General features: G+C 58.5%; 28 protein-coding genes. 2 read left to right on the top strand and 26 right to left on the bottom strand.

Annotated elements, in window-relative coordinates; genetic code table 11:
* Positions 1-156: 156 nt before the first annotated feature.
* The 6 genes from araH to ACYZTR_RS08530 form a co-directional block, all read right to left on the bottom strand.
* A complete protein-coding gene (gene araH / locus ACYZTR_RS08555; protein WP_461978012.1) occupies positions 157-1,125 on the bottom strand; it encodes an L-arabinose ABC transporter permease AraH in 969 nt (322 codons plus the stop codon).
* Positions 1,126-1,134: 9 nt separating this feature from the next.
* Positions 1,135-2,691 carry an L-arabinose ABC transporter ATP-binding protein AraG gene (gene araG / locus ACYZTR_RS08550; RefSeq protein WP_461978010.1) on the bottom strand — a complete coding sequence of 519 codons (1,557 nt, stop codon included), beginning with the start codon at positions 2,689-2,691 and terminating at the stop codon, positions 1,135-1,137.
* Between the two features lie 65 nt (positions 2,692-2,756).
* Positions 2,757-3,761, bottom strand: coding sequence for a substrate-binding domain-containing protein (locus tag ACYZTR_RS08545; RefSeq protein WP_461978008.1), 1,005 nt, complete (start codon positions 3,759-3,761; stop codon positions 2,757-2,759).
* A gap of 114 nt (positions 3,762-3,875) precedes the next feature.
* The gene (locus tag ACYZTR_RS08540) at positions 3,876-4,694 is read right to left on the bottom strand and encodes an SDR family oxidoreductase (protein WP_461978006.1); all 819 of its coding nucleotides are present in this window, start codon (positions 4,692-4,694) and stop codon (positions 3,876-3,878) included.
* Between the two features lie 198 nt (positions 4,695-4,892).
* Positions 4,893-5,768 carry an SMP-30/gluconolactonase/LRE family protein gene (locus ACYZTR_RS08535; RefSeq protein ID WP_461978004.1) on the bottom strand — a complete coding sequence of 292 codons (876 nt, stop codon included), beginning with the start codon at positions 5,766-5,768 and terminating at the stop codon, positions 4,893-4,895.
* A 26-nt stretch (positions 5,769-5,794) separates the two neighbouring features.
* Positions 5,795-6,511 (bottom strand): FadR/GntR family transcriptional regulator, encoded by a 717-nt coding sequence (locus ACYZTR_RS08530; protein WP_461978002.1) that lies wholly within the window; start codon positions 6,509-6,511, stop codon positions 5,795-5,797.
* 211 nt (positions 6,512-6,722) lie between these two features.
* Between ACYZTR_RS08530 and ACYZTR_RS08525 the strand changes: the two genes are divergently transcribed.
* A complete protein-coding gene (locus ACYZTR_RS08525) occupies positions 6,723-7,595 on the top strand; it encodes an esterase/lipase family protein (RefSeq protein ID WP_461978000.1) in 873 nt (290 codons plus the stop codon).
* A 61-nt stretch (positions 7,596-7,656) separates the two neighbouring features.
* Here the strand turns inward: ACYZTR_RS08525 and ACYZTR_RS08520 are convergent, their stop codons facing one another.
* From ACYZTR_RS08520 to ACYZTR_RS08440, 17 genes are all read right to left on the bottom strand, one after another.
* Positions 7,657-8,217, bottom strand: a complete 561-nt coding sequence (locus ACYZTR_RS08520; protein ID WP_461977998.1) for a DUF1285 domain-containing protein — start codon at positions 8,215-8,217, stop codon at positions 7,657-7,659.
* A gap of 17 nt (positions 8,218-8,234) precedes the next feature.
* Positions 8,235-8,843 (bottom strand): DUF4823 domain-containing protein, encoded by a 609-nt coding sequence (locus ACYZTR_RS08515; RefSeq protein WP_461977996.1) that lies wholly within the window; start codon positions 8,841-8,843, stop codon positions 8,235-8,237.
* 99 nt (positions 8,844-8,942) lie between these two features.
* On the bottom strand, positions 8,943-9,911 hold the full coding sequence (locus ACYZTR_RS08510; protein ID WP_461977994.1) for a GTP 3',8-cyclase MoaA: 969 nt from the start codon (positions 9,909-9,911) through the stop codon (positions 8,943-8,945).
* A 142-nt stretch (positions 9,912-10,053) separates the two neighbouring features.
* Positions 10,054-10,692 carry a TetR/AcrR family transcriptional regulator gene (locus ACYZTR_RS08505; RefSeq protein WP_008152317.1) on the bottom strand — a complete coding sequence of 213 codons (639 nt, stop codon included), beginning with the start codon at positions 10,690-10,692 and terminating at the stop codon, positions 10,054-10,056.
* A gap of 342 nt (positions 10,693-11,034) precedes the next feature.
* Positions 11,035-11,820, bottom strand: coding sequence for a TatD family hydrolase (locus tag ACYZTR_RS08500; RefSeq protein ID WP_461977992.1), 786 nt, complete (start codon positions 11,818-11,820; stop codon positions 11,035-11,037).
* Positions 11,821-11,834: 14 nt separating this feature from the next.
* Positions 11,835-12,191, bottom strand: a complete 357-nt coding sequence (locus ACYZTR_RS08495) for a PilZ domain-containing protein (protein WP_461977990.1) — start codon at positions 12,189-12,191, stop codon at positions 11,835-11,837.
* A gap of 42 nt (positions 12,192-12,233) precedes the next feature.
* A complete protein-coding gene (locus ACYZTR_RS08490; RefSeq protein ID WP_461977988.1) occupies positions 12,234-13,220 on the bottom strand; it encodes a DNA polymerase III subunit delta' in 987 nt (328 codons plus the stop codon).
* Positions 13,213-13,845, bottom strand: coding sequence for a dTMP kinase (tmk, locus tag ACYZTR_RS08485; protein WP_461977986.1), 633 nt, complete (start codon positions 13,843-13,845; stop codon positions 13,213-13,215). The genes ACYZTR_RS08490 and tmk overlap by 8 nt, the downstream gene beginning before the upstream one ends.
* A 19-nt stretch (positions 13,846-13,864) precedes the next feature.
* Positions 13,865-15,130 carry an endolytic transglycosylase MltG gene (gene mltG / locus ACYZTR_RS08480; protein WP_461977984.1) on the bottom strand — a complete coding sequence of 422 codons (1,266 nt, stop codon included), beginning with the start codon at positions 15,128-15,130 and terminating at the stop codon, positions 13,865-13,867.
* Positions 15,131-15,133: 3 nt separating this feature from the next.
* A complete protein-coding gene (gene pabC / locus ACYZTR_RS08475; RefSeq protein ID WP_461977982.1) occupies positions 15,134-15,949 on the bottom strand; it encodes an aminodeoxychorismate lyase in 816 nt (271 codons plus the stop codon).
* Complete coding sequence (gene fabF / locus ACYZTR_RS08470; RefSeq protein WP_282375707.1) at positions 15,949-17,193, bottom strand: beta-ketoacyl-ACP synthase II; 1,245 nt, start codon at positions 17,191-17,193, stop codon at positions 15,949-15,951. The genes pabC and fabF overlap by 1 nt, the downstream gene beginning before the upstream one ends.
* A gap of 107 nt (positions 17,194-17,300) precedes the next feature.
* Positions 17,301-17,537, bottom strand: coding sequence for an acyl carrier protein (gene acpP, locus ACYZTR_RS08465; protein ID WP_003442511.1), 237 nt, complete (start codon positions 17,535-17,537; stop codon positions 17,301-17,303).
* Positions 17,538-17,728: 191 nt separating this feature from the next.
* A complete protein-coding gene (gene fabG / locus ACYZTR_RS08460) occupies positions 17,729-18,472 on the bottom strand; it encodes a 3-oxoacyl-ACP reductase FabG (RefSeq protein WP_282375706.1) in 744 nt (247 codons plus the stop codon).
* A 16-nt stretch (positions 18,473-18,488) separates the two neighbouring features.
* Complete coding sequence (gene fabD, locus ACYZTR_RS08455; protein ID WP_461977979.1) at positions 18,489-19,427, bottom strand: ACP S-malonyltransferase; 939 nt, start codon at positions 19,425-19,427, stop codon at positions 18,489-18,491.
* A gap of 126 nt (positions 19,428-19,553) precedes the next feature.
* Positions 19,554-20,564, bottom strand: coding sequence for a phosphate acyltransferase PlsX (gene plsX / locus ACYZTR_RS08450; RefSeq protein ID WP_461977977.1), 1,011 nt, complete (start codon positions 20,562-20,564; stop codon positions 19,554-19,556).
* Positions 20,565-20,568: 4 nt separating this feature from the next.
* A complete protein-coding gene (gene rpmF / locus ACYZTR_RS08445; protein ID WP_008152339.1) occupies positions 20,569-20,751 on the bottom strand; it encodes a 50S ribosomal protein L32 in 183 nt (60 codons plus the stop codon).
* Positions 20,752-20,764: 13 nt separating this feature from the next.
* Positions 20,765-21,292: a YceD family protein gene (locus ACYZTR_RS08440; RefSeq protein WP_004371317.1), complete on the bottom strand. Its 528-nt coding sequence runs from the start codon at positions 21,290-21,292 to the stop codon at positions 20,765-20,767.
* Positions 21,293-21,398: 106 nt separating this feature from the next.
* Between ACYZTR_RS08440 and ACYZTR_RS08435 the strand changes: the two genes are divergently transcribed.
* Positions 21,399-21,977 (top strand): Maf family protein, encoded by a 579-nt coding sequence (locus ACYZTR_RS08435; RefSeq protein WP_461977975.1) that lies wholly within the window; start codon positions 21,399-21,401, stop codon positions 21,975-21,977.
* A gap of 48 nt (positions 21,978-22,025) precedes the next feature.
* Here the strand turns inward: ACYZTR_RS08435 and sppA are convergent, their stop codons facing one another.
* From sppA to rluC, 3 genes are read right to left on the bottom strand one after another with little or no spacing between them, the layout of a single operon-like run.
* Positions 22,026-23,015: a signal peptide peptidase SppA gene (gene sppA / locus ACYZTR_RS08430; RefSeq protein ID WP_449645207.1), complete on the bottom strand. Its 990-nt coding sequence runs from the start codon at positions 23,013-23,015 to the stop codon at positions 22,026-22,028.
* A 24-nt stretch (positions 23,016-23,039) separates the two neighbouring features.
* Complete coding sequence (locus ACYZTR_RS08425) at positions 23,040-23,702, bottom strand: HAD-IA family hydrolase (protein WP_461977973.1); 663 nt, start codon at positions 23,700-23,702, stop codon at positions 23,040-23,042.
* Complete coding sequence (gene rluC, locus ACYZTR_RS08420; RefSeq protein WP_461977971.1) at positions 23,689-24,651, bottom strand: 23S rRNA pseudouridine(955/2504/2580) synthase RluC; 963 nt, start codon at positions 24,649-24,651, stop codon at positions 23,689-23,691. The genes ACYZTR_RS08425 and rluC overlap by 14 nt, the downstream gene beginning before the upstream one ends.
* Positions 24,652-25,298: the final 647 nt, after the last annotated feature.

The following is a 25,298-nucleotide window of genomic DNA, read 5'->3' as shown; positions in this document are numbered from 1 at the left end:
TATTTTGGGGAGGTGACGGGTAAACTTACGCTGATCGTTCCCACGCTCCGCATGGGAATGCAGGCCCGGGACGCTCTGCGTCCCCAAAAGCCGAACGCGGAGCGTCCGATGAGGCATTCCCACGCAGAGCGTGGGAACGATCAGGTTAGCGGGGGTTTAGCGTTGTTTTAACCGGTCAATGACGACAGCCAGCAATAGGATCGAACCGCGAATCACATACTGGTAAAACGTATCGATGTTCTTCAGGTTCATCGCGTTCTCAATAATCGCCAGAATCAGCACCCCGGCAATCACATGCCGAATCATGCCGATCCCGCCACTCAACGACACCCCGCCCAACACGCAGGCAGAAATCACCGTCAGCTCAAAACCCTGACCAATCATCGGCTGACCGGACGTCATGCGTGACGCCAGAATCACCCCGGCCAACGCCCCGATCACTCCGTGCACGGCGAAGATGATGATCTTGGTCCGGTCAACGTTCACCCCGGCCAACAGCGCCGCTTCCTGGTTACCGCCAATGGCCATGGTGTTGCGCCCGTACGTGGTGTAGTTCAGCAACCAGCCAAAAAACAGGAAGCAAACGATGGTAATCAGAATCGGCACCGGCACACCCAACAACTGGCCGTTACCGAAGACGAAAAACTGCTCTTGCGACACGCCCACCGCTTTGCCGTTGGCGAAGATGTAAGCCAGGCCGCGAACGATCTGCATGGTCGCCAGCGTGGTAATCAACGCATTGACCCGCAGCTTGGCGATCACGATGCCGTTGATCAACCCGACAATCAGCCCCATGCACAGCGCCGCAACAACACCGAGAAACACGCTGTCAGTGTCGCGCATCACCACCGCGGCGACCACGCCGGCACAGGCAATCACCGAACCCACCGACAAATCGAAGTGCCCGGACGCCAGGCAATACAACATGGTGCAAGCGGCAATCCCCGTCGTGGAAATCGCCAGGCCCAGGCCGCGCATGTTCAGCGGCGAGAGGAAGTTGTCGATCAGCAAGGTGCAGAGTACGAAGATCCCGACGGCCGCCAGCAGCATCACCCAGTCATCGAGAAAGCGCCGCAGGTCCAGAGGTTTGCGCTGGGTGGGCAAAGCGTTGTTTTGAATTGTCATAGTCACCTCTCAGTTCGCCACGCCGTCAGCGCGTTGGCGCGGCAAAGCCAGTTGCAACAAGTTGGATTCATTGGCCTCTGCGCGGGAAAGTTCGCCGCGCATTGCGCCTTCGCAGAGCACCAGGATGCGGTCGGAAATACCCATCACTTCCATCAGGTCGCTGGACACCACAATCACCGCGATGCCGCTGGCAGCCAGATTGTGGATGATCTGGTAAATCTCGGCTTTGGCGCCGATGTCGATACCGCGAGTCGGTTCGTCGAGCAACAGGACTTTCATTGGCATCGACAGCCAGCGACCGAGAATCGCCTTCTGCTGATTGCCGCCAGACAGGTACATGATTTTCTGTGCCGCGTTGGGCGTTTTCACTTTCAGCGCTTTGATCTGCTTGTCGGCGTTGCCCTTCTCCCACAGACCGCGCAACAGGCAGCCGAAGGTGGAATGAGCGCCGCGAGCGCTGATGTTGATGTTCTCGGCGACGCTGGCGAGCGGCAGGATGCCCTCCTTCTTGCGGTCCTCGGGGCACAGTAGAATCCCGGCGGCAATCGCATCGCGGGGTGAACGCAACTTCAGTTCATGACCGCGCAATTCCAGGCGTCCGGCGGTGTTGCGCTCAAGGCCGCTGAGCATTCGGAACAGCTCGGTACGACCGGCGCCGACCAAGCCGAACAACCCGAGAATCTCGCCTTTGTGCACCTCGAAACTCACCGGCTCACGCAAACCCGGCCCCAGCAAACCGTCGACCTTGAGCGCCACCGCGCCACGTTGACGGTGGCGGTAATCGTAGATGTCCTGAATGTCGCGACCGACCATGCAGGTCACCAACTGATCGTGAGTCAGTTCGCTCATGTCCTCGAACGTGCGCACAAAGCGACCGTCCTTGAACACCGTCACCGCGTTGCAGATGCGGAACACTTCTTCCATGCGATGGGAGACGTAAAGCACCACTTTGCCTTCATCGCGCAGGCGACCGATGATTGCCATCAACCGATCGATTTCCCGTGCCGACAGGCTGCTGGTCGGTTCGTCAAACGCAATCACATGCGCACCACGGGACAAAGCCTTGGCGATTTCCACCAGTTGCCGCTGACCGAGGGACAGGCGCCCTACTTTCTCCTGCGGATCGATTTCATCGGCCAGGCCTTTGAGGCAGGCCAATGCCTGTTGCCGCAATACGCCGCGATTGATCAGGCCGAAACTGGCCGGCAGATGACCGAGGAACAGGTTCTCTGCCACGGTCATTTCCGGGACGAGGTGCAACTCTTGATGGATCACTGCGACGCCACTGCCGATGCTGTCGGCGGTGGATTTGAAGGTCATCGTCTGCTCGCCGATCTGCAGGTCGCCGCTGCTCGGGATGTAAGCACCGCCGAGGATTTTCAGCAGCGTGGATTTGCCGGCGCCGTTCTCGCCCATCAAGGCGTGAACTTGCCCCGGGTGGGCGACGAAACTGATGCCATCCAGCGCCTTCACCCCGGGAAAGGTCTTGCCGATCCCGTTGAAGCGCAAGCTGCCACTGCCACTAAAAGAACAGCCGCTGTGTTGTTGTATTTTTGTTTGCGCCATAACCACCTCATCACACAGATCAGGCAAGCCCCGTCACCAGGGCTGCCAATGAAATCAACCGAGCCTCAGTTCCAGAGGCCGATCTTTTCCAGTTCCTGCTTGAAGTTCTCGCGCGTGATCAGCGTTACGTCGTCCATCGCGGTGTATTTCGGTGGCTCCTTACCGGTGGTGACCCACTCGAACATCATGCTCGCGGTGTTGTAGCCCTCGATGTGCGGGCTCGGCAGCATCGAGCCGAAGAAGCCGCTGTTGGCCTTCTTCAATTCGCCGATGGCGTCGGTGCCGTTGATGCCGATGCCGATCACATTGGCCGCGGCAAAACCGGCGCTTTCGGTGGCGCGCACGCCGCCCAGCACGGTGTTGTCGTTCATGCCGCCGATGATCAGGTTTTTCGCGCCGCTTGGCAGTTTCACCAATGCCGAATTGGTGGCGTCCATGCTGCCGGGTACGTCGAGGGTTTTCAGGGCCGAGAACAGAATGTGGTCTTTCGGCATCCCGGCGTCTTCCAGGGCTTTGACCGAACCGTCGGTGCGCTTTTTGCCGGTGTCGAGTTCATTGAAGGTATTGATCACCGCATAGGTGTCTTTCCAGTCCCAACCGCGTTTTTTCGCTTCGGTGGCCATTGCCGCACCCTGCTTCTGGCCGACTTCGTACGCTGCCATGCCGAGGTACGGAACGTCTTCCATGAACTTGCCACTGGCGTCGACGAAGCGGTCATCGACGGCGATGACTTTTAAACCGTTGAGCTTGGCTTTGGCCATGATCGCGGGTCCGAGGGATACGTCTGGCGGGCAGATCACAAAACCCTTGGCACCGTTGGCGGCGAGGCTGTCGATTGCCGAGAGGGTTTTCTCACCGTCCGGCACGGCGATCTTGATGACGGTGAAGCCCTTCTCTTTCCCGGCCTTTTCGGCGAACGCCCACTCGGTCTGGAACCAGGGTTCTTCCGCCTGTTTGACCAGAAAACCGATCTTCACTTCCTCGGCCGCCAGCAACGAACTGCTCAGGCTGACCGCGGTGACCGCCAAAGCGGCACAGCACAGGGAACGGATCCCACGACGACGATTCATAAGCTGACTCCTTGTTATTTTTTTGAGCGTTATTTTGAAAGCCGGTGCAGCAAATAGTCATATCGTATGATGATTGGATTTCAGGCGTAGTTCCGCGTCTCAAACCCGGGTTTTTCAGTCGTGATACATGACCGAGCGACCACCATCGATGGTGATGCACGAGGCATTGATGAACGGCGCTTCATCGCTGGCCAGGAAAACGGCCGTCATGGCCACTTCGACCGGCTGCCCGATGCGCCGTGGCGGATGCAGATCGAAGGCGCGCTGACGCTCGGCATGCGGGTCGGCAAAACCGTTCCAGTAATCAACGTTCAGTTGGGTCTCGATGTAGCCCGGCGCGATGGCGTTGACGCGAATGCCCTTCGGCGCATATTCGATGCCCAGGGCTCGGGTCAGGCCGAGCAAGCCGTGTTTGGCCACCGGGTACGGGAAGCAGCCGGGAATGATGTGAGTGGAATGGGTCGAGGCGATGTTGATGATGCTGCCGATGCCCTGTTCGATCATCTGCGGCAATACAGCCTTGCAGCCGTACCACGCGCCGTCCAGGTCGATGGCGAAGCAGCGATGCCAGTCTTCTTCGGTCATTTCTAGCGGATCGCGGAATACATTGACCCCAGCGCAATTGACCAGCACGTCGATCCGCCCGTGAAGCTCGATCGCCAGTGTGGCCATGGCGTGCAGGTCCTGCTGACGCGATACGTCGGCCTTGATCGCCTGAACATCAAAGCCTTTGTCCCGCCAGTGGGCCGCGACCTTTTCGACTTTCTCACCCTGGATATCGCTGATGATCAGCTTGGCCTGCTGAGACGCGAACGTCGCAACAATCGCCTCGCCGATACCCTGAGCGGCACCGGTCAGCAGTACGACCTTGTTTTTCAGTCGCTCACCCTGCGGCGGCTCGGGCACCGATGGCAAGGAAAGAGGTTCAGCCATGGATCAAGACTCCTTTTCGAAGGCACGACAAAAACCGGGCATCTGTCGATGTCCGGTCAAAAGGCTTTCTAGAAAATCGCTGCATCACTTCACCTATTTTGTTTTTTTAAGTGTGAGTGCGTGTCACTGATGGGGCCGACTATAAACCCGACCGCCAGATAATCTCAATATATAATTTTACATCCCATATTTTGGGATTCATCCAGCAAAACGAGTACACGTTTTTCCGGGCACATCAACTCGAATCGATAGCAAGGCGCCGTCCAACGGATGGTTGAGCGGGCTCGCGGCGCTGGTGATGTAGAGGGTTTTCAGCTCTTCGCCACCGAATACGCAACTGGTGGGGCGGCTGACCGGCAGTTCGACCACGCGATCAATCTGCCCGTCCGGGGTCAGTCTGAGCAGGCAACTGCCGTCCCAACGCGCGTTCCAGATACAACCCTCGGCATCCATCGCCGAGCCATCAGGGCCGCCACGCTCATGGGGCCCGAACCAGACCTGGGCCGGGTCGAGGTTGCCGTCGGTGCGGATGAAATGCTGGTAGAGCGTGCTGTCGAGGCTGTCGGCGAAATACACGGTGGTTGCATCTTCGCTCCACAGCAACGTGTTAGGGATGCCCAGCCCTCGAAGCAACGGCGTGACCCGTGCATCGCGATCGATGCGAAACAGGCCACCGGAACGCCGCACGATGGGCACGTCTTCACCCTGCTCGCCGATGTTGTTCTGCATGGTGCCGAGCCAGAGCCGGCCCTGAGCATCGCAACGGGCTTCATTAGCGCGATTGCCGGGTTGCGGATCGGCCACGCAAAGCAAGGTCAGTCGTGGCTCCAGGCCGGGGGAATCCAGATCGAGTCGATACACGCCGCTGTTCAACGTCACCAATGCATCGCCGCTTTCGCAGGGGATGAAGGCAGACACGTGCTCGGGCATCTGCCAGATCTGCACGTTGGCACCAATCAGCCGCAGCGCCTGCTGACCGGCGATATCAACCCAGTACAGCGCCTGGGTCGGCGCGTCCCAGAACGGGCCTTCGCCCAGTCTCGCCCGGTGTTCGGTAACCGCAGTCCACGTCATGAAACCTCCTGTTTTTTTTATGGTTGTCAGCTGGCCTTCTTGTCGGCCATGACTTGCGGGTAGAAGCGCTTGATGGCCAGGTCGGCGTTATCGATCAGGGTCATGCAGGCCCAGACACCCCGCGCGGCATCCCGAGCGGCGATGGCTTCGGCCATGTCTTTGTGAACCGGTAGCGTGCGGCGCAGTTCGTCCGGGTCGGCGGCGGACACCTCGAAAGACACCGCGAGCAGCGCGCCGAGGGCCGGGACCATTTGTTCGATGAATTGATTGTGGCTGGCGGCGAGGATGCACTCATGGAAGAACTGGTCGGCACGGTTGTAATCGACGCCGCTGTCCACTGCCCTCTCCAATGCGTTGTAAGCCTGAAGGATGGCTTGAACCTGCTCGACGGTAGCGCGCTCGCACGCCCAGCGCACGGCCATCGGTTCGATGGTGCGGCGCAGGTCGAGCAAGTCGTCGACGAAGTTTTCCGGCAAGCCGCTGCGCGACAGCCAGCCTACGACTTGCGGATCGAAGAGGTTCCAGCGTCGCACCGGCAACACCCGCGTGCCGACCTTTGGCCCGACTTCGAGCATGCCTTTGGCGACCAGGGTTTTTATGGCTTCACGAATAACGGTGCGGCTGACACCGAGCTGCTCGCCCAAGTCGGCTTCAACCTTGAGCGTCTCACCCGGTTTGACCTGCCCCGTGGCGATCCAGCAACCCAGCCAATCGACCGTCGACGCATGAAAACTGCTGGACATGGACACCTCGAGGCAAGGACGGCACTAAGCCGTTCGCGATGGGTGTCCACGCTAATCATCATACGATTGGGTGTCAATTTGAATTTTTCTGTTTGACGGCGTCCAGGCGATCAATTTGAACGAACCCCTATTGTGACCTACGGTTAGCCACGACAGATCAAGCAGTCAATAGCATCTGTACCACTAAAGTCAGCTATCGACAGGTATAAGCATGAACATGGATGCGTCTACGCAATACCCGATTATTTTAGTCCACGGCCTTTTTGGCTTCGATAAAATTGCCGGCTATCCCTACTTCTTCGAGATCAAAGAAGCCTTGGAACATGCAGGCGCCAAGGTGTTTGCCGTCAACATTCCAGCCGTTAACGGTAACGAGGAGCGCGGTAAAAAACTGCTCGAACACATCACCCGTATTTTGCAGGAAACGGGAGCCGCCAAGGTCAATCTGATCGGGCACAGCCAAGGTCCACTGGCCGCACGCTATGTAGCGGCGCTACACCCGGAAAAGGTCGCATCAGTCACTTCCGTCAGCTGCCCCAATCATGGCTCCGAGATTGCCGACCAATTGCATAAGGCGCTGACGCCTGGAGAGTTGCCCGAAGCGCTCGTTTTAGCCCTGTTCAAAGCAGTTGGCACCTTCATTTCGTTGATCAGCGGTCATCCGCAAAACCCTCAGGACGCTCAAGCGGCTTTCGAATCCCTGACCAGCGCAGGATTAGCCGCTTTCAATCTCAAGTACCCGCAAGGGATACCGGAACATTGGGGTGGGGAAGGCAACGAAATTGAAAACGGTGTGTATTACTACTCTTGGAGCGGGATCGTACAAAACTTTCAAAGCCTGCAACCCCTCGATCCGTCCCACTTGAACTGTATCGTGCTGTCGAAGCTATTTTACAAAGAGAAAAACGCCAACGACGGGCTGGTCGGTCAATACAGTTCGCACCTGGGGAAAGTGATTCGCTCGGATTACCCGATGGACCATTTTGACGCAGTCAATCAGATTGCAGGGGTCGACAGCTGGAATGTCAACCCGGTGAAGCTCTACCTTGACCATGCCGCTCGGCTCAAGAGCAAGGGTTTGTAAGCCCAATGACAGCGGCCCGCTTAATAGCGGGCCGTTTTCCAGAACACAGCAACTCAGCGAGTTACGGCTCAAGCCCGATGGGGAAGAACTCGCCACCGCTCCATACGCCTAGCCAGCGTTGCCCGTCGATCTCGCGGGTGACGGCCAGTTCCACCAGTTGGTAGAACACGTTGCGGTGGATCAGGGCTTCAAGGTTGGTACGCACATGCACGTAGGGCGCAGGCTCCTGCGTTACCGGGTCGATCACTACGCGCACGGGGTGTTCGGCACCAGCCTCGGCGGTCTCATCAACATTGGTGGTGAAGCGCAGGAGCTGGGTTTCACCTTCGCCTTCAACATCCACGGCAATCGCCACGAAAGGCGCATCGTCGACCTTGATGCCAACTTTCTCGACCGGGGTGATGAGGAAGTAATCGTCACCATCGCGGCGAATGATGGTGGAGAACAGCTTGACCATCGGCTTGCGCCCGATCGGCGTGCCCAGGTAATACCAGGTGCCGTCACGGGCGATACGCATGTCGATGTCGCCGCAAAAGTCGGGGTTCCACAGGTGGACTGGCGGCAAGCCTTTGGTTTTGGGGATTTGCCCCAACAGATCGTTGGCTTTTTGCGGGCCACTCATGGCGTTCTCCTTTTCAATTACTGGTCGCGGAGCCCCAGCAGGCTGCGCGCATATTGTTCCAGCGGCGGGCCCATCAGGTCCTCTGGCTTTTTGTCGTGGAACGTCAGTAAACCGCCACGACTCTTGATGCGTGCAGTATCAATCAAATACTGGGTGCTGGTCTCGATCAACATGATCTGAATCACGCCGCCGTCGATACCGAGGCGATCCAGGGCCTCCTGATCCAGCCACTCGTCCGAGTTGCCGATACGGTCGTCGGACCTGGCGAACCGGGTATAGAGCAGGTAATGGGCACCGGCGGCACGGGCTTCGCCCATGGCTTGATCAAGGCCTTGCGGGGCACGGGCGCGGCGAACCATAGGGAAGTATTCGACAAAACCATTGAAGGCGACTTCGGCTATCACGTTAGGTCGTGGGTAGACAGCACTGCCTGGCGGCACAAAGGCGCCTTGGGCGATATACACGAAAGAGTCCGGTTGAATGCGCAGGTTATTCACACGACGACTGTCGCTATGGTCGAGCAGCCCCGCATCGCTCATGTGGTAGCGAGTCCCTTCAGCCAGATCGCTGACATTCATGCAGCCACCAAGCGCCAAAACGGCCAGCAGCAAAACCAGGCTACGCATCCTACCCTCCAGAGGCCGGTGACGGAAAACCGGCGAATGGCCATGGGATGCAGCTTCCGCGCCAGCTCGGGAACATCAGCGCCTCGCGATGAGGGAGGATCAACCGCCGATGATTTTCATCACGGTCGCGCCACCAGAAAATGCCACTTCCTGTTTATCACCCAAGGCTTTCACCAAGAGTCGTTGCAAGGCGGGCAACGCTTGATGACGGGGTTTGTCCAGCAGATCGCCGACATAGTGGCGGTTGCTCGACGACAGGCAGCCATGCAGCCATCCCGTGGACGACAGACGCAGCCGCGAGCAAGTGCGGCAGAACGGCACGCTTTCGTTGGCGATCACACCGAAGTGGCCTTGCCCCGGGATCTCGTAGCGCACGGCTGTGGCGTCGACTGGCGCATCGGCCTGAAGATAATCGTGGCGCTCACCGATCAGGCTCAGCAACTGCTGAAGGCTCACGAACTGTTGCAGGAAAGCATTCGAGTCGCTGGCCAGGTGACCCATGCGCATCAGCTCGATGAAGCGAAGCTCATAGCCGCGCTCCAGACAGTAATCGAGTAGTGGCATCACTTGATCGAGGTTTTGCCCACGCAGTGGCACCATATTGACCTTGATCTTCAGGCCGGCTGCGCTGGCCTGATCCATACCGTCGAGCACAGTCGCCAGATCGCCGCCACGGGCAATGCTGCGAAACGCGCTGGCATCCAGGGTATCGAGGGAAACGTTAATGCGACGAATGCCGGCGTCGACCAGCAGTGGCAGTTTTTTCGCCAGCAACTGACCGTTGGTAGTCAGGCTGATGTCCGCCAGGCCCATCTGCCCGACGGCGGTCATGAAGGCTTCGAGTTTGGGGCTGACCAGCGGTTCGCCACCGGTGATGCGCAAACGCTCGATGCCTGCGGCCTCGATCAGATACGCCACGCCACGCGCCATGGCCTCGGCCGACAATTCATCCTGCGCAGCCACCAAACGCTTGCCGTTGGGCACGCAGTAGGTACAAGCGTAATTACAGGCTGAAGTCAGACTGATTCGCAAATTGCGAAAACGCCTGCCTTGACGGTCAACGATCATGGATCACTCCGGCGAAAGAATATTCGGACCGCTAAAACTTGACTCACAAATCAAGTTTTAGCAATACCTAAGCCTGAGTATATTCCTGCGGTACTGCGCCATGGTGTGAATATCATGGCGCGATAAGGCGAACTGTATGGACTCAGCTGCTCGGGGTGTCGGTATCGCGCTTGCGCTTGTTGCCCATGCGCACGCCGATATCCATCAGAAACTGGAAGAAGCCTTCCTGATCTTCCAGCACATTGCTCCAGAACGGCGAGTGATACAGCGCCACAGCGCCGTGCACCAGCGCCCAGGACGCGCAGTAATGGAAGTATGGCGGCACGTCTTCGAGCTTGCCTTCGCTGATCCGACCCTTGATCAGCAGAGTCAGGCGTTCGAAGTTCGAGGCGCGAATCTTGTGCAGCTCCTCGACCATCTCCGGAACCTGATTGCCCTTGACCACCTTTTCTTCCAGGCGATCGAACAACCGATAGCGTTGCGGGTCGCGCATGCGGAATTCGAAGTAGGCGCGGGACAGGGCTTCCTTGTCCTTGTCGACATCGGCCGAATGCAACAGCTCGTTCAAATCGCGCTCGTAATCAAGCATCAGGCGCAGATAGATTTCAGCCTTGGATTTGAAGTGCTTGTAGATCGTGCCTTTGCCGATACCGACGGCATCAGCAATCATCTCGACGGTGACACTGTCTTCACCTTGATCGAGGAACAGCTTGAGCGCGGTATCGAGAATTTCTTGCTCGCGGCGACGAAACTCACGGACCTTACGAGGTTCTTTATGCATAAGAAAAGGTCTGTAGGGGTCAAAATTCGAAGCCGCGTATTATGCCTAACTTGCGCAAAAATGCACGGATCATCCGACCATATATGTGTTTCTTGATGAATTCCGGCAGCTTTGCAGATTGATGAGAACTCAACCGAAGCGCACGTATTCCAAATTTGTTTAAAAACCGGCGTCGGTAAACTGGACTCGGCGCAATACTGATCAATACTTCAAATGTCGGCGGGGCATCTCCCCCAAGTGTCACGCCGATATAGGTACCAACGGACCGCGTGCCTTTGTTTTACTCCTAATGGTCTTAACCCGGATTCACCCCCCAGAACCCGGGTTTTTTTTGCCTGCGATTTAACCTTTCACATGCGCCAGCGGAAAAAGCCGCTTGAAGTTTTCGGTGGTTTGCTCGGCAAAACGCTCGTAGGGCTCACCTCGCAACATTGCCAAAAATTCCGCTACGTCGCGCACGTACTGCGGCAGGTTCGGTTTGCCGCGATGAGGAATCGGCGCCAGGTAGGGCGAGTCGGTTTCCACCAGCAGTCGGTCAGCCGGCACTTTACTGGCCACGTCACGCAGAGCGTCGGCATTGCGGAAAGTGACAATTCCGGACAAGGAAATGTAATACCCCATGTCCAGCGCCGCTTTGGCCATGTCCCAGTCTTCGGTGAAGCAGTGCAGAACGCCCGCTTGGGGCAGCGCGGCTTCGCGCAGCAGATTCAACGTATCGGCGCGGGCGCCACGGGTGTGGATGATCACCGGCTTGCCGGTCTGCTGCGCCGCTTGCAGGTGCAGTCGAAATGACGCCTGCTGCAACTCTGCCGCTTCTGGCTCGTAGTGATAATCCAGACCGGTTTCACCAATCGCCACCACACGCGGGTGGTTGAGCTCGTGCAACAGCCAATCCAGCGCCGGCGCAGCATTCGGCTGCACATCCAGCGGATGTACGCCGACCGAACAGTCGACGTCGTCATAACGCTCAGCCAGGGCTTTGACGTCCGCGGCGTTCTTGACGCTGACGCCGATACACAGAAAATGCCCTACCCCGCGCTGACGGGCCGCATCCAGTGCAGCATCCAGCGAGCCGTCGTGGGCGGCGAGGTCGAGTCGATCAAGGTGGCAATGGGAATCTACGAGCATAAAAGGGCTGCAACTTACATCGTATGAGTGGGACGGTCGGACTTCAGGGCTCCGGCCAGATGGGTTTCGATTCGACTGCGCGCAGTGTTGTCACCGTCGTTGAATTGCACGCCGACTCCTGCGGCCCGGTTGCCCTGTGCACCCTTGGGAGTGATCCAGGTGACCTTGCCGGCGACCGGTATCTTTTCCGGTTCATCCATCAGGTTCAGCAGCATGAATACCTCATCGCCCAACTTGTAGCTCTTGTTGGTCGGGATAAACAGGCCACCGTTTTGGATGAACGGCATGTAGGCCGCGTAAAGCACAGACTTGTCCTTGATCGTCAGGGACAAAATGCCGTTGCGCGGCCCCGGATTGACGGCTTCATTCATGCTGACCTCCACTGCTGATGCTGAGAGTCTAGGCCCAGACGGTCACCTCTGGGTAGGCAAACCCGCCCATTGCACCAACAGTGCCTCCAGCAACAGCACGCGATTGAGGTTGGCTTTGCTCATCACTTTCTGGCGCTGGGCGAGGATCCAGTCCTGGATATTCAGGACTTTGTCCTGGCCGGCTTTCTGCGCCAGGTACTGAATCACCTTGCGCATGTCCGTCAGTCCCAACCCTTCTTCATCCTGAGTCAGCTGATAGCGCAGGATCAGGCTCGACCAATCGCAGAACCAGTCGAACAGCAGCAACAGCGGAATCGCATTCCAGCCTTCGGCCAATTGTGTTGGCGACTGTTGCTGCTTGAGCAACTTCTTCACGCCATCGACCACCAGCGCGCGCTGCTCGCGCACGCCCTGGGCCTGCAAGTTGACGGCGGCCAGTGGCGAACCGGCAGCCAGGGTCAGCAACTCGATGCGCTCATCTTCCGAGCAGTCCGGCAACGCCTTCGCCAGCCACGCAAGACTCATGGCTTCGCTCGGCAGTGGACAGGCCTGCTGCACGCAGCGGCTCTTGATCGTGGGCAACAGACGACTGGTCTGGTGGCTGACCAACAGCAAAACAGTATCGCCGGAAGGTTCTTCAAGGCTTTTGAGCAGGGCGTTGGCGGCGTTGATGTTCATCGACTCGGCCGGCTCGATCAGTATCACTTTGCGGCCGCCCATCTGCGCGGTCTGGACCACGAAACTGACCAGATCACGAACCTGATCGACCTTGATCGCCTTATCGGCTTCTTCCGGCTCCAGAATGTAGTTGTCGGGGTGACTGCCGGCCTTCAGCAACAGACAGGATTTGCATTCGCCGCAAGCATCCTGGGCGGATGGACGCTGGCACAGCAAACTGGCCATCAAGCGCTCGGCCAGCGCTCGCTTGCCGATCCCCGCCGGGCCATGCAGCAGATAGGCGTGAGCATGTTGCTTGCGACCGGCCAACTGCTGCCAGAGACTGTCCTGCCACGGATAGGCTTCAGCCACGAGTCAACTCCAGCAGACGCGGCAGCAAGGCATCCAGTGACTGCTGAACCTGCGCCAGCGGCTGCGCGGCGTCGACCAGGACATAACGCGCAGGATCCGCGTCAGCACGCTTGAGGAAAGCACTGCGCACCGCATCAAAAAAGGTTCGGCCTTCGAGCTCGAAACGATCCAGACGACCGCGAGCGCTGGCGCGGGCCAGGCCCACTTCGACCGGCAGATCGAAAATCAACGTCAGGTCCGGGCGCAGATCGCCCTGGACGAAGGTTTCCAGGGTCGCGATGCGCTCCAGCGACAGGCCGCGCCCGCCCCCTTGATAGGCGTAAGTCGAATCGGTGAAGCGATCACACAAGACAACCGCGCCGCGGGCCAGTGCAGGGTGAATCACTTCGGCCAGATGCTGGGCTCGCGCAGCGAACACCAACAGCAACTCAGTGTCCGGGTTCATGACTTCGTCAACCGGCGTCAGCAGCACTTCGCGGATTCGCTCGGCCAACGGCGTGCCGCCGGGTTCGCGGGTCAGCACGACCTCGATCCCAGCGGCGCGCAGGCGCTCGGCCAGGTACTCGCGATTGGTGCTCTTGCCGGCGCCTTCCGGGCCTTCCAGAGTAATAAACAAGCCAGTCACAGGCAGTCCTTAGTCAGAGTCATTGCGGGCTTTGCGGCGCGGTCGCATCCGGATCGGGCACAGGTGCAGCAGCAGGTTCTTGAACGGGTTCTTGCGCCGGCGCCTGTGACGGCTCCTGGGCAGGCGCTTGCGGCTCGGGTGGCGCCGCTTGAGCAGGCTCTTGCGGCGGCACTTGCGGCAGATCCTCGGGGGCGGTATCGGGCGATGCGGCCGGAATCGGCGCCTGCTCATCCGTCGCCTCTGGCCCCGTGGTCGACGCGGGGCTGGAGCGGTAGTCGGCGCGGCGTTTGAGCTGGAACTCACGCACAGCGTTATTGTGCGCGTCCAGATCATTTGAGAACACGTGACTGCCATCACCACGAGCCACGAAATACAGGCTATTGCCAGCCACCGGATTCAGCGCTGCATGAATCGCTTCGCGGCCGACCATGGCGATCGGAGTCGGCGGCAGGCCCGAAATCATGTAGGTGTTGTACGGGGTCGCTTCTTTTAGATGGGCGCGAGTCAATTTGCCGTTGTAACGATCACCGAGGCCGTAGATCACGGTCGGATCGGTCTGCAACAACATGCCTATTTCCATGCGCCGCACAAACACGCCAGCGATTTGCCCGCGCTCCTGCGGCACACCGGTTTCCTTTTCCACCAGCGAGGCCATGATCAGCGCCTGATAGGGTTCGGTGTACGGCACCTCAGCCGAGCGCTGGCCCCACTCCTTGGCGAGGACTTCGTCCAGGCGGTCGTAGGCTTTCTTCAGCAGCTCGACGTCAGTCATGCCACGCACGAAGCGGTAGGTGTCGGGGAAGAATCGTCCTTCGGGAAAGATCCCGGTGTGTCCGAGCTTGTCCATCACCTCGCTATCGCTCAAACCGTTCAAGGTCTGCTCGAGTTTTTCATCCTTGGCCAGTGCCGCACGGACCTGATGGAAATTCCAGCCTTCGACCAGGGTCAGGCTGTACTGAACCATTTCCCCGCGTTTCCACAGGTCGATCAAGCCCTCGACAGTCATGCCGGGCTGCAGGCGGTATTCGCCCTTGTGCAGCGGTTGTTTGGCGAGATTGAAGCGCCAATACACGCGAAGCCAAAAAGCATCCTTGATGACGCCGTCGGCTTCGAGTCGATATAAGGTACGGGTGGGTGTCGTGCCTTTTGGCACTTCAAGCAGTACTTCCTGGGTGATGTTCAGCGGCTGTTCCAGCGCCGAATGGATTTTCCAGGCCGAAGCCCCCAGACACAGCCCCGCCAGAACCAATCCGGTTTCCAGCAGCAGCAAGAATTTACGTCTCACGTATCAAGCATCCAGTAGCGCGCGGGCAATAGTTTGGAGTTTACGGGTGAGCGGACCAACCGGCCAGCTCAGTGCTGCATAGGCGCACACAGGCCAAACGCCATACACGCTGTTGCAAACAAAGACTTCATCAGCCCATTGCAGTTGATCGAGGGTGATGTCGGTGATTTGGGTGGGGATTCCCAATGACTCGGCTTGAAACAATAATTCGGCACGCATCACGCCGGCCACGCCACAGCGTTTGAGTTCGGCCGTGATCAGTACACCATCGCGCACCAGGAACAGATTGCTGAACACGCCTTCGATGACTCGCCCGGCCTGGTCGAGCATCAAGCCTTCGGCATGATCGGTGTCTTGCCATTCGGAACGGGCGATGACCTGCTCAAGACGGTTCAGGTGTTTGAGTCCGGCGAGCAGAGGCTGTTTGGAAAGCCGCGTCGCACAGGGGAACAGGCGAACGCCCTGCTCCGCGTTGGCAGCAGGATAAACCGCAGGAGGGTTGCCCAGCATAATGCGGCGCGCCTGAGCCGAAGGATCGGGCGCATAACCGCGTGCGCTTTCGCCACGCGTGACGATGAGCTTCACCACGCCTTCGCCCAACACTTGGGCATAGGTCAGTAACTCAGTGCACACAGCCGCATGGTCGAGATTAATTGCCAACCGCTGGCAACCTTTGATCAAACGCACCAGATGCCGATCCAGCAGCACTGGCGTGCCATTACGCACAGCAATGGTCTCGAACAGACCATCACCGTAAGCCAGGCCGCGATCTTTCAGCGACAAAGCGTCAGCCGGCTGACCGTCGACCCAACTGTCCATCAGTCAGCGAACCGGCGGAACACCAGCGAGCCGTTGGTACCGCCAAACCCGAAGGAGTTGGACAGCACCACATCGATATTCATATTGCGCGCAGTATGCGGTACGAAATCGAGGTCGCAACCTTCGTCCGGCTCATCAAGGTTGATGGTCGGCGGCGCCACCTGACTGTTGATCGCCAGCACACTGAAGATCGCCTCGACTGCGCCCGCCGCGCCCAACAGGTGCCCGGTCATGGACTTGGTCGAACTGACCGCCAGCTTGTAAGCGTGATCGCCGAACACCGACTTGATCGCACAGGCTTCGGCAAGGTCGCCCGCGGATGTCGAGGTGCCGTGAGCGTTTACGTACTGAACCTGATCGCCATTGATCTTGGCATCGCGCAAGGCATTGGTGATGCAACGCGCAGCACCTGCACCATCAGCCGGTGGCGAAGTCATGTGGTAGGCATCGCCACTGGTGCCAAAGCCGATCAGCTCGGCGTAGATCGTCGCGCCGCGGGCCTTGGCGTGTTCCAGTTCTTCCAGAACCAGAGCGCCGGCGCCGTCGGACAGCACGAAGCCATCACGGCCCTTGTCCCATGGTCGGCTGGCGCGGGTCGGCTCGTCGTTGCGGGTCGACAGTGCGCGGGAAGCTCCGAAGCCGCCCATACCCAGACCGCAAGCCGCCATCTCGGCACCGCCGGCAATCATCACGTCGGCTTCGTCGTACATGATGTTGCGGGCCGCCATGCCAATGCAGTGCGTACCGGTGGTACACGCAGTGGCGATGGCGTAGTTAGGTCCCTGTGCACCCAGGTGGATGGACAGGAAACCGGAAATCATATTGATGATCGAGCCAGGCACGAAAAACGGAGAAATCCGTCGTGGGCCGGAATCATGTAGCGTGCGGCTGGTTTCTTCGATATTGGTCAGTCCGCCAATACCCGACCCCATGGCCACGCCGATGCGCTCACGGTTGGCGTCGGTGACTTCCAGACCGGCGTTACGAACGGCCTGAAAACCTGCGGCCAGACCGTATTGAATGAACAGATCGAGCTTGCGAGCTTCCTTGACCGACAGGTATTCCTCGACATTGAAGCCCTTTACCGAGCCGCCAAAACGGGTGGAATAGGCAGAAAGGTCGGTGTGTTCGATCAGACCGATGCCACTGCGGCCAGCCAGAATGCCCTGCCAACTGCTCGGCACATCCGTGCCCAGTGGCGACAACATACCCATACCGGTGACTACGACGCGTCTACGCGACACAGCACTCTCCTTTTTCAAATGACGACTTTGCATCAGGCCTAAAGAAAAAACCGCACGCCATGAGGCAGTGCGGTTTTTCCATGACAGCAAGCAACGATTACAAGCTATTAAGCCTGGTGGTTAGTAACGTAATCGATTGCGGCTTGTACAGTAGTGATCTTCTCAGCTTCTTCGTCAGGGATTTCGGTCTCGAATTCCTCTTCCAGAGCCATCACCAGCTCAACGGTGTCAAGGGAGTCGGCACCCAGGTCTTCAACGAAGGAAGCAGTGTTGACCACTTCTTCTTCTTTAACGCCCAGTTGCTCAGCAACGATTTTCTTGACGCGCTCTTCGATGGTGCTCATACCTTGTTTTCACTCCTAATGGACAAATTCAGGCAGCTGGCCAGTGGGTAAGTGTATAGAAAGACTTTTCAGTTTTTCAACTGAAAGCTTCACTCCTCAAACCTGGTGGCCCTCTGCCTATAAATAGATTGCAGCTTTATAACGGATTTTAGACAGCTCGTATGACATTTTTTTGAAGCAACCCGTCACATTTAACTCATGTACATCCCGCCGTTCACCGGGATTGTAGCCCCAGTAACGTAAGCCGCACCGTCGGATGCAAGAAAAGCGACCACAGACGCGATCTCTTGAGCTTGTCCCAGACGGCCCAGCGGAATCTGCGTCTGCAAGGCTTCACGCTGTGCCTCGGGCAATTCGCGGGTCATATCGGTGTCGATGAAACCAGGAGCCACCGAGTTTACCGTAATCGAACGCGAACCGACTTCACGCGCCAGTGCACGGCTGAAACCTTCCAGACCGGCCTTGGCGGCTGCGTAGTTTACTTGGCCTGCGTTGCCCATGGCACCCACAACCGAGCCAATACTGATAATTCGTCCCCAACGGGCTTTGGTCATGCCGCGCAAAACGCCCTTGGACAGGCGGAACAGACTGTTCAGATTGGTATCGACGACGTCATGCCATTCGTCATCTTTCATGCGCATCATCAGATTATCGCGGGTGATGCCGGCATTATTGACCAGGATCGCCGGCGCACCGAACTGCGAAGTGATGCTCGCCAGCACTGCCGCGACAGATTCGTCGCTGGTGACATTGAGTTCCAGGCCAGTGCCTTGAATACCGTTTTCCTTCAGGGTAGCGGCAATGCGCTCGGCACCCGAGGCAGATGTCGCGGTGCCGATAACGATGGCCCCCTGACGACCCAATTCCAGGGCGATAGCCTGGCCGATACCGCGGCTCGCGCCGGTGACCAATGCAACTTTACCTTGCAGACTCATGCAGGCTTCTCCTGATTCAGGCCAGCGCTGCGCGGGCGGCAGCGAAGGCGTCGGGGGTATTGAGGTTGGATGTCCACACGCCTTCGGCGCAACGCTTGTTCAGACCGGCGAGTACTTTGCCAGGGCCGCATTCGACCAACTGGGTAGCACCCTTGGCGGCCAGTGCCTGAACCGATTCGACCCAGCGTACAGGCTTGTAAAGCTGCTCAAGCAGATCGCGCTTGAGGGTTTCCAGATCGGCCGGCACATTGGCGCTGACGTTCTGAACCACCGGGATCTGCGGCACCTGCCAGTCGATCGCTGCAATCGACTCGGCGAAACGCTCGGCCGCTGGACGCATCAGTTCGCAATGGGACGGCACGCTGACCGGCAATGGCATGGCGCGTTTGGCACCACGGGCCTTGCAGCCTTCGATGGCGCGCTCGACCGCGGCCTTGGCACCGGCGATGACCACTTGGCCAGGGGAGTTGAAGTTGACCGCACTGACCACTTCGCCTTGCGCCGCTTCGGCACAGGCTGCCAGCACATCAGCATCGTCCAGGCCGAGTATGGCGGCCATGCCACCTTGCCCGGCCGGAACGGCTTCCTGCATCAACTGACCACGGCGTTCAACCAACTTCACCGCGTCGCCCAGGCTCAGACTGCCCGCAGCGACCAAAGCGCTGTATTCGCCCAGGCTGTGACCGGCAACATAAGCCGGACGCGCGCCGCCTTCAGCCAGCCACAGACGCCACAAGGCAATCGAGGCGGTCAGAATGGCCGGTTGGGTTTTATCGGTTTGATTGAGTTGCTCTTCCGGCCCTTGCTGGGTCAGTGCCCACAGGTCGTAACCCAGAGCATCGGAAGCTTCTTTGAATGTGTCGAGGACAACCGGATGTTGCGCGCCCAACTCGGCCAGCATGCCGAGGGACTGCGAACCCTGTCCCGGAAAGACGAATGCGAGGGAAGCAGACATGTAACAAGCCCCTAATGATCTTGTCGTCGGAGAATTGACGTCCCGTTTGGGGGAACGCAAGAAACTGACAGTTGGATGGCAAATTGAACTGAGCGGTCACATTTAAGCATTGTCCGACGAAAACGCCTAAAGCAACAAATCCCCCAGACGACCATGAATGCGTTCCGGCAGGTTTTCCTGGATCTCGATCAAGGCGCGCTGAATCGCACTCTGGAAGCCCTGAACCCCCGCAGAACCATGACTTTTGACCACAATCCCCTGCAAACCCAGGAAGCTTGCGCCGTTGTGTCGCGCAGGCGCCAGATCGGCTTGCAGACGCTTCATCAGTGGTAATGCCAAAACGCCGACCACTTTCGACGCGAGGTTTCTCTTGAACAAGGCTTCGATGCGCCCGGCAATCATAGTCGCCAGGCCTTCGCTGGATTTGAGCAGGATATTGCCGACAAAACCGTCACACACCACCACATCCGCCTCGCCACGGTACACACCGTCACCTTCGACAAAACCGATGTAATTGATGCCGCGAGCGCGCTGCAACAACGTGGCCGCCAGCTTGACCTGCTGATTGCCCTTGATGTCTTCAGTACCGATGTTCAGCAGCGCCACTCGCGGACGAACGATACCCAGGGCTTGCGCCGCCACCGACCCCATCACGGCGAACTGCAACAGATGCTCGGCGCTGCAATCGACATTGGCGCCCAGGTCGAGCAACTGGCAGTAACCCTTCTGTGTCGGAATTGCCGCAACCATTGCCGGCCGATCAATGCCCGGCAAGGTCTTGAGCACAAACCGCGACAACGCCATCAGCGCGCCGGTATTGCCGGCGCTGACACAGGCCTGGACCTTGCCGTCTCGCAGCAACTCCAGCGCCACACGCATCGACGAATCGGGCTTGCCGCGCAAGGCCTGGGCAGGCTTTTCGTCCATGGTGATGACTTCGGACGCCGCCACAATCGACAGGCGCGAGCGGTCCACAGCCGATTGGCCAGAGAGTAATTCTTCAAGAAGAGAGGGTTGACCGACGAGGGTCAGGTGCAGCGAGGGCGTAGCAGACAGGCAAGCAAGGCTGGCCTGAACAATGCTGCGGGGACCGAAGTCCCCGCCCATTGCGTCAATCGCGATGACTTGAGCAGACAAGTGATTACTCGTCAGCGCCCTTGTCGATCACTTTACGGCCACGGTATACGCCTTCTGGCGATACGTGGTGACGCAGGTGAATTTCACCGGTGGTTTTTTCTACAGACAGAGTGCTTGCCGTCAGGGCGTCGTGCGAACGACGCATGTCACGGGCAGAGCGGGATTTTTTGTTCTGCTGAACAGCCATAATTGATTAACTCCTAAACGTTTGGGTCACGCTTTAACTGCGCCAATACACTGAACGGGTTGGACCGCGTTACCTCGTCCTCGCTCGGTTCGGGCTCATCGAGACCCGCCGGCTGCTGGCATTCTTCCGGATGATGAGCAGGCACAATGGGCAAGGCGAGCAGAAGCTCCTCCTCGATCAGTGACTGCAGATCCAATGGATCTTCGCCCAGTTCCAGCACGTCATAACCTTTCGGCAACGACTGGGTATTCGCACCCTCCTTCACCACAGCATAACTGCATTCGCTATGGATCGGCAGGGTGACCAGCTCAAGACAACGCTGGCAAACCATTTTGACTTCGGTGTCGATAAAGCTGTGGATTACCACAGACTTACGTTCATCTCGTTCAAAAACGAATTTAGCCTGCACCGTACCGACAGTGTCGGAAAGCGGGTCGCAGAGTCTCTCCAAATCGGCCAGCAGCAGTTCACCTTGAAGGGTGGTGCCACGATCAGCCAATTTGCGCGGGTCAACGTGAGGTGGAATCGGGTCATTCAACATAGGCGCAGCATTATAGGGATGCACCCAGCCATGTCAAAGGAAATTCAGCCCTGTCCGTCACTTGCAAGCCTCCGCTAGAATTCGCGCCTGTCTTCTGGAGATGCGCATGCTGCCTTTATTACTCGCTTCAAGCTCGGTTTATCGCCGGGAATTGCTGACCCGCTTGCAGCTACCGTTTACCTGCAGCTCGCCGAATATCGACGAAAGCCATCGCCCGGACGAGTCCGCCGTCGAGCTGGTCAAGCGCCTCGCCGAGGAAAAAGCACGCGCATTGGCCGGCAGCCACCCCACTCATCTGATCATCGGCTCCGACCAGGTCGCGGTGCTCGGCGACCGGCTCATCGGCAAACCGCACACCTTCGAAAAGGCCCGCGAGCAACTGCTGGCTGCAAGTGGCACCCGCGTGACCTTCCTCACCGGCCTCGCGCTGCTTAACAGCCAGACCGGCGTCTGCCAGGTCGACTGTGTGCCCTTCACCGTACACATGCGCACACTCGACCCATCGCGCATCGAACGCTACCTGCACGCCGAACAGCCCTACGACTGCGCTGGCAGCTTCAAAGCCGAAGGTTTAGGGGTGAGCCTGTTTCAAAGCACCGAAGGCCCTGACGCCACCAGCCTGATAGGCCTGCCATTGATTCGCCTGGTCGACATGCTGCTGGCCGAAGGCGTGCAAATCCCCTGAATGAAAAAAACCGACCACGAAGGTCGGTTTTTCATGCAGCCAGAAGAATCAGCGCAACGAAGGCCCCTGGAAGCCCATCCACATCGCCAGATGCTCAGCCACGCTGGCACCGAGCTTTTTCGAGAAGCGATCGAACGGCGATTCCTGAACGGTGAAATCCACCAGTTCTTTCTCGCCGATCACGTCACGCGCCACCGAACTGGCACTCCCCAGACCATCGATCAGGCCCAGCGGCAACGCCTGCTCCCCGTTCCAGACCAACCCGGAGAACAGCTCCGGATGCTCTTTGTCCTTGAGACGGTCGCCACGGCCCTTTTTCACGCTATTGATGAACTGCTGGTGTGTCGTATCCAGCACGCCCTGCCAGAACCGAGTCTCCTCAGGCTTTTGCGGCTGGAACGGATCGAGGAACGATTTGTGCTCGCCCGACGTGTAAGTCCGACGCTCGACACCGAGCTTCTCCATGGTGCCGACAAAGCCGTAACCGGCCGCTGTCACACCAATGGAACCGACCAGACTCGCCTTGTCGGCGTAAATCTGATCGGCCGCACTGGCGATGTAGTAAGCACCGGAAGCCCCAAGGTCCGAGATCACCGCGTACACCTTGATATCCGGGTGCAAGCCACGCAGACGGACAATTTCGTCATACACATAACCCGACTGCACCGGACTGCCGCCCGGGCTGTTGATCCGCAGGATCACACCCTTGACCTTCTCATCCTCGAAGGCTGCACGCAGACTGCCGACGATGTTGTCTGCGCTGGCAGGCTCCTTGTCGGCGATCACGCCGGTCACGTTGATCAACGCGGTGTAATGGGCACTGCGAGTGGCGGCTTTCTCCATGTCCATCAACGGCGTGAACAGGACCAGCGCACCCAACAGGTACACAAAGGTCAGTAACTTGAAGAAAATTCCCCAGCGACGGGACCGGCGCTGCTCCTGCACGCCGGCCAGCAGGGTCTTTTCCAGCAGCTTCCAGCTTTTCTCGTCACCGCTCTCTGCGCTCGCCTTGGCGGGCGCCTTCCATTCGTCGGTCATGACTTCTACCCCAGCAAAAACGTATTAAGCCCGCTGACTCAGCCAGGCATGCAATTCTGAAAAACGATCAATGGCCAGCCGCGGTTCGAACAGCTTCAACGCCTCGATCGATTGAGCGCCATAGCTGACTGCCACGGAGTCCATGCCGGCGTTGCGTGCCATCTGCAAGTCAAAGGACGAATCGCCGACCATTAGCGCTTGCTCCGGGCGAACCTCGCAATGGGCGAGGATCTGCTCCAGCATCAGCGGGTGGGGCTTGCTGGCGGTTTCGTCGGCGGCGCGGGTGATGTTGAAGTAATCTTCCCAGCCGTAAGACTTCAGCACCCGATCCAGCCCGCGACGAGCCTTGCCGGTTGCGACCGCCAAGTGATAACCCTCGGCACGAAACGCCTCCATCGACTCGACAACGCCTTCGAACAACGGCGAAGGCACAGCTTCTGATGCAATGTAGTGAGCGGCGTAGTGCTCGCGAAAAGCGATCAGCTCGCCATCGCCAATTTCCGGGTACAAGGTACGAATCGCTTCCGGCAAGCCCAGACCGATGATGCCCTTGACGGCAAAATCATCACACAACTGAAATCCGGAGCGCTCGGACGCGACATGCATGGCCTCGACTATCCGACCAATGGAATCAGCCAATGTGCCGTCCCAGTCGAAAATCAGCAGTTTGTAATCAGAGGGGTGCACTCAAGCGCTCCACGGTTTTAGCCCACATCTCATCCACCGGCGCCTGCAATTTCAGCTCACCGCCATCGGGCAGCGGCACGGTCAGCATGTAGGCGTGCAGAAACAGGCGCTTGCCGCCCAGGTCACGAATTTCTTTACTGAAACCTTCATCGCCGTACTTTGTATCACCAGCGATGCAATGACCGGCGTGCAGGGTATGGACGCGGATCTGGTGAGTCCGGCCGGTGATCGGTTTGGCTTCGATCAGGGTGGCAAAATCGCCGAAACGACGCAGGACCTTGAACACGGTCACAGACTCCTTGCCCTCCTCCTCGTCGACCTCGACCATGCGCTCACCGGAGCGCAGATTGCTCTTGCCGAGTGACGCACGAACTTGCTTGATCGAGGCCGCCCAGTTACCGCGAACCAGCGCCATATAGCGCTTATCAACGCCATCACCGCGCAATGCCGTGTGCAAGTGACGCAGCATGCTGCGCTTCTTGGCGATCATCAGCAGCCCGGAGGTGTCACGGTCGAGACGGTGAACCAGCTCGAGCTCCTTGCAATCCGGACGCAATTGACGAAAGGCTTCGATCACCCCGTAAGTCAGGCCGCTGCCGCCATGAACCGCGATACCACAAGGCTTGTTGATCACGATCAGCGCCTTGTCCTCGAAGACAATCGAGGCTTCGAGGCGCAGCAGCAGGCCTTGGGCCAGCGGTACCGGCTCGTCTCGCTCAGGCACGCGAACCGGCGGCACGCGCACGATATCGCCCGCCTGCAGCTTGTATTCGGGCTTGATACGACCTTTGTTCACCCGCACTTCACCCTTGCGCAAAATGCGGTAAATCAAGGTCTTGGGCACGCCTTTGAGCCGAGCGAGAAGGAAGTTATCAATACGTTGGCCGGCATATTCCGGCGAGACCTCCAGCAGTTGTACGGCTGGGGTCGAAGGGGCAGTAGTCGTCATAGCGCGGATGATAACAATTTTTTATGGAATTGAAGCACTTAATCATTGCTGCTATAGTCGCGAACGCCGCCAAAAGTGGCCTGGACAGCGGACTAACGGTCAAAAACCGGCCCTGACCAACGCAATTCACGAGGACGAGAGGCCGTCCTACGGGGCTTTCGCTACGAAACGGTAGAGTTTGCAGTTGTAACGAGCGCAGGTGACATGAGGCCTGAAGCATGCCGCAAAGCAGAGTTTTCACTCGCCTTGCGAGCAAATATTCACGGCCAGTTCACAAAGTGCAGTCAGCTACGAACGACCCCGAGCGAACGCTTCGGAAACAACGCCTAAATTAGCCATGATGCGTGACCTCCCCTTTCGGAGCTCACGGTAAATGCCAACCCGCTGCGGATTCTGCGCGCGGCAGCACCCGAATTATCAGGGATACGTGTAGGGTGGAGATGCACAACCGCTGGACTGTGTAGCAATAGGCTTTATCAAGACGCTTCATCTCGTCCACAGCCGCTGGTTGATTCCTCCTCCTGACTGAGTGCTTAAGTAGCCACAGCAAGCAGGACGCGTACGTCGCGACGCCGGCCCAATTGGCCGGAGTTCGCTAGACACTGGAGTGTCCAACCACTCCTGACGCACCTGACACCGACCATGAG

Source organism: Pseudomonas sp. Hz4 (genome assembly GCF_054898165.1).
Note: the sequence above shows the minus strand (reverse complement) of the source record. Positions and strands in the feature narration are given on the sequence as shown.

What these genes read in the sequence shown, in the direction of transcription:
- araG (WP_461978010.1), bottom strand. Translation starts at nt 2,691, where the DNA reads ATGGCGCAAACAAAAATACAACAACACAGCGGCTGTTCTTTTAGTGGC.
- ACYZTR_RS08505 (WP_008152317.1), bottom strand. Translation starts at nt 10,692, where the DNA reads ATGCATAAAGAACCTCGTAAGGTCCGTGAGTTTCGTCGCCGCGAGCAA.
- rluC (WP_461977971.1), bottom strand. Translation starts at nt 24,651, where the DNA reads ATGACGACTACTGCCCCTTCGACCCCAGCCGTACAACTGCTGGAGGTC.
- ACYZTR_RS08495 (WP_461977990.1), bottom strand. Translation starts at nt 12,191, where the DNA reads ATGAATGAAGCCGTCAATCCGGGGCCGCGCAACGGCATTTTGTCCCTG.
- pabC (WP_461977982.1), bottom strand. Translation starts at nt 15,949, where the DNA reads ATGGACAGTTGGGTCGACGGTCAGCCGGCTGACGCTTTGTCGCTGAAA.
- ACYZTR_RS08440 (WP_004371317.1), bottom strand. Translation starts at nt 21,292, where the DNA reads ATGTTGAATGACCCGATTCCACCTCACGTTGACCCGCGCAAATTGGCT.
- fabG (WP_282375706.1), bottom strand. Translation starts at nt 18,472, where the DNA reads ATGAGTCTGCAAGGTAAAGTTGCATTGGTCACCGGCGCGAGCCGCGGT.
- ACYZTR_RS08525 (WP_461978000.1), top strand. Translation starts at nt 6,723, where the DNA reads ATGAACATGGATGCGTCTACGCAATACCCGATTATTTTAGTCCACGGC.
- fabD (WP_461977979.1), bottom strand. Translation starts at nt 19,427, where the DNA reads ATGTCTGCTTCCCTCGCATTCGTCTTTCCGGGACAGGGTTCGCAGTCC.
- rpmF (WP_008152339.1), bottom strand. Translation starts at nt 20,751, where the DNA reads ATGGCTGTTCAGCAGAACAAAAAATCCCGCTCTGCCCGTGACATGCGT.
- acpP (WP_003442511.1), bottom strand. Translation starts at nt 17,537, where the DNA reads ATGAGCACCATCGAAGAGCGCGTCAAGAAAATCGTTGCTGAGCAACTG.
- ACYZTR_RS08520 (WP_461977998.1), bottom strand. Translation starts at nt 8,217, where the DNA reads ATGAGTGGCCCGCAAAAAGCCAACGATCTGTTGGGGCAAATCCCCAAA.
- ACYZTR_RS08530 (WP_461978002.1), bottom strand. Translation starts at nt 6,511, where the DNA reads ATGTCCAGCAGTTTTCATGCGTCGACGGTCGATTGGCTGGGTTGCTGG.
- ACYZTR_RS08515 (WP_461977996.1), bottom strand. Translation starts at nt 8,843, where the DNA reads ATGCGTAGCCTGGTTTTGCTGCTGGCCGTTTTGGCGCTTGGTGGCTGC.
- ACYZTR_RS08545 (WP_461978008.1), bottom strand. Translation starts at nt 3,761, where the DNA reads ATGAATCGTCGTCGTGGGATCCGTTCCCTGTGCTGTGCCGCTTTGGCG.
- ACYZTR_RS08535 (WP_461978004.1), bottom strand. Translation starts at nt 5,768, where the DNA reads ATGACGTGGACTGCGGTTACCGAACACCGGGCGAGACTGGGCGAAGGC.
- ACYZTR_RS08540 (WP_461978006.1), bottom strand. Translation starts at nt 4,694, where the DNA reads ATGGCTGAACCTCTTTCCTTGCCATCGGTGCCCGAGCCGCCGCAGGGT.
- sppA (WP_449645207.1), bottom strand. Translation starts at nt 23,015, where the DNA reads ATGACCGACGAATGGAAGGCGCCCGCCAAGGCGAGCGCAGAGAGCGGT.
- ACYZTR_RS08435 (WP_461977975.1), top strand. Translation starts at nt 21,399, where the DNA reads ATGCTGCCTTTATTACTCGCTTCAAGCTCGGTTTATCGCCGGGAATTG.
- ACYZTR_RS08500 (WP_461977992.1), bottom strand. Translation starts at nt 11,820, where the DNA reads ATGCTCGTAGATTCCCATTGCCACCTTGATCGACTCGACCTCGCCGCC.
- araH (WP_461978012.1), bottom strand. Translation starts at nt 1,125, where the DNA reads ATGACAATTCAAAACAACGCTTTGCCCACCCAGCGCAAACCTCTGGAC.
- ACYZTR_RS08510 (WP_461977994.1), bottom strand. Translation starts at nt 9,911, where the DNA reads ATGATCGTTGACCGTCAAGGCAGGCGTTTTCGCAATTTGCGAATCAGT.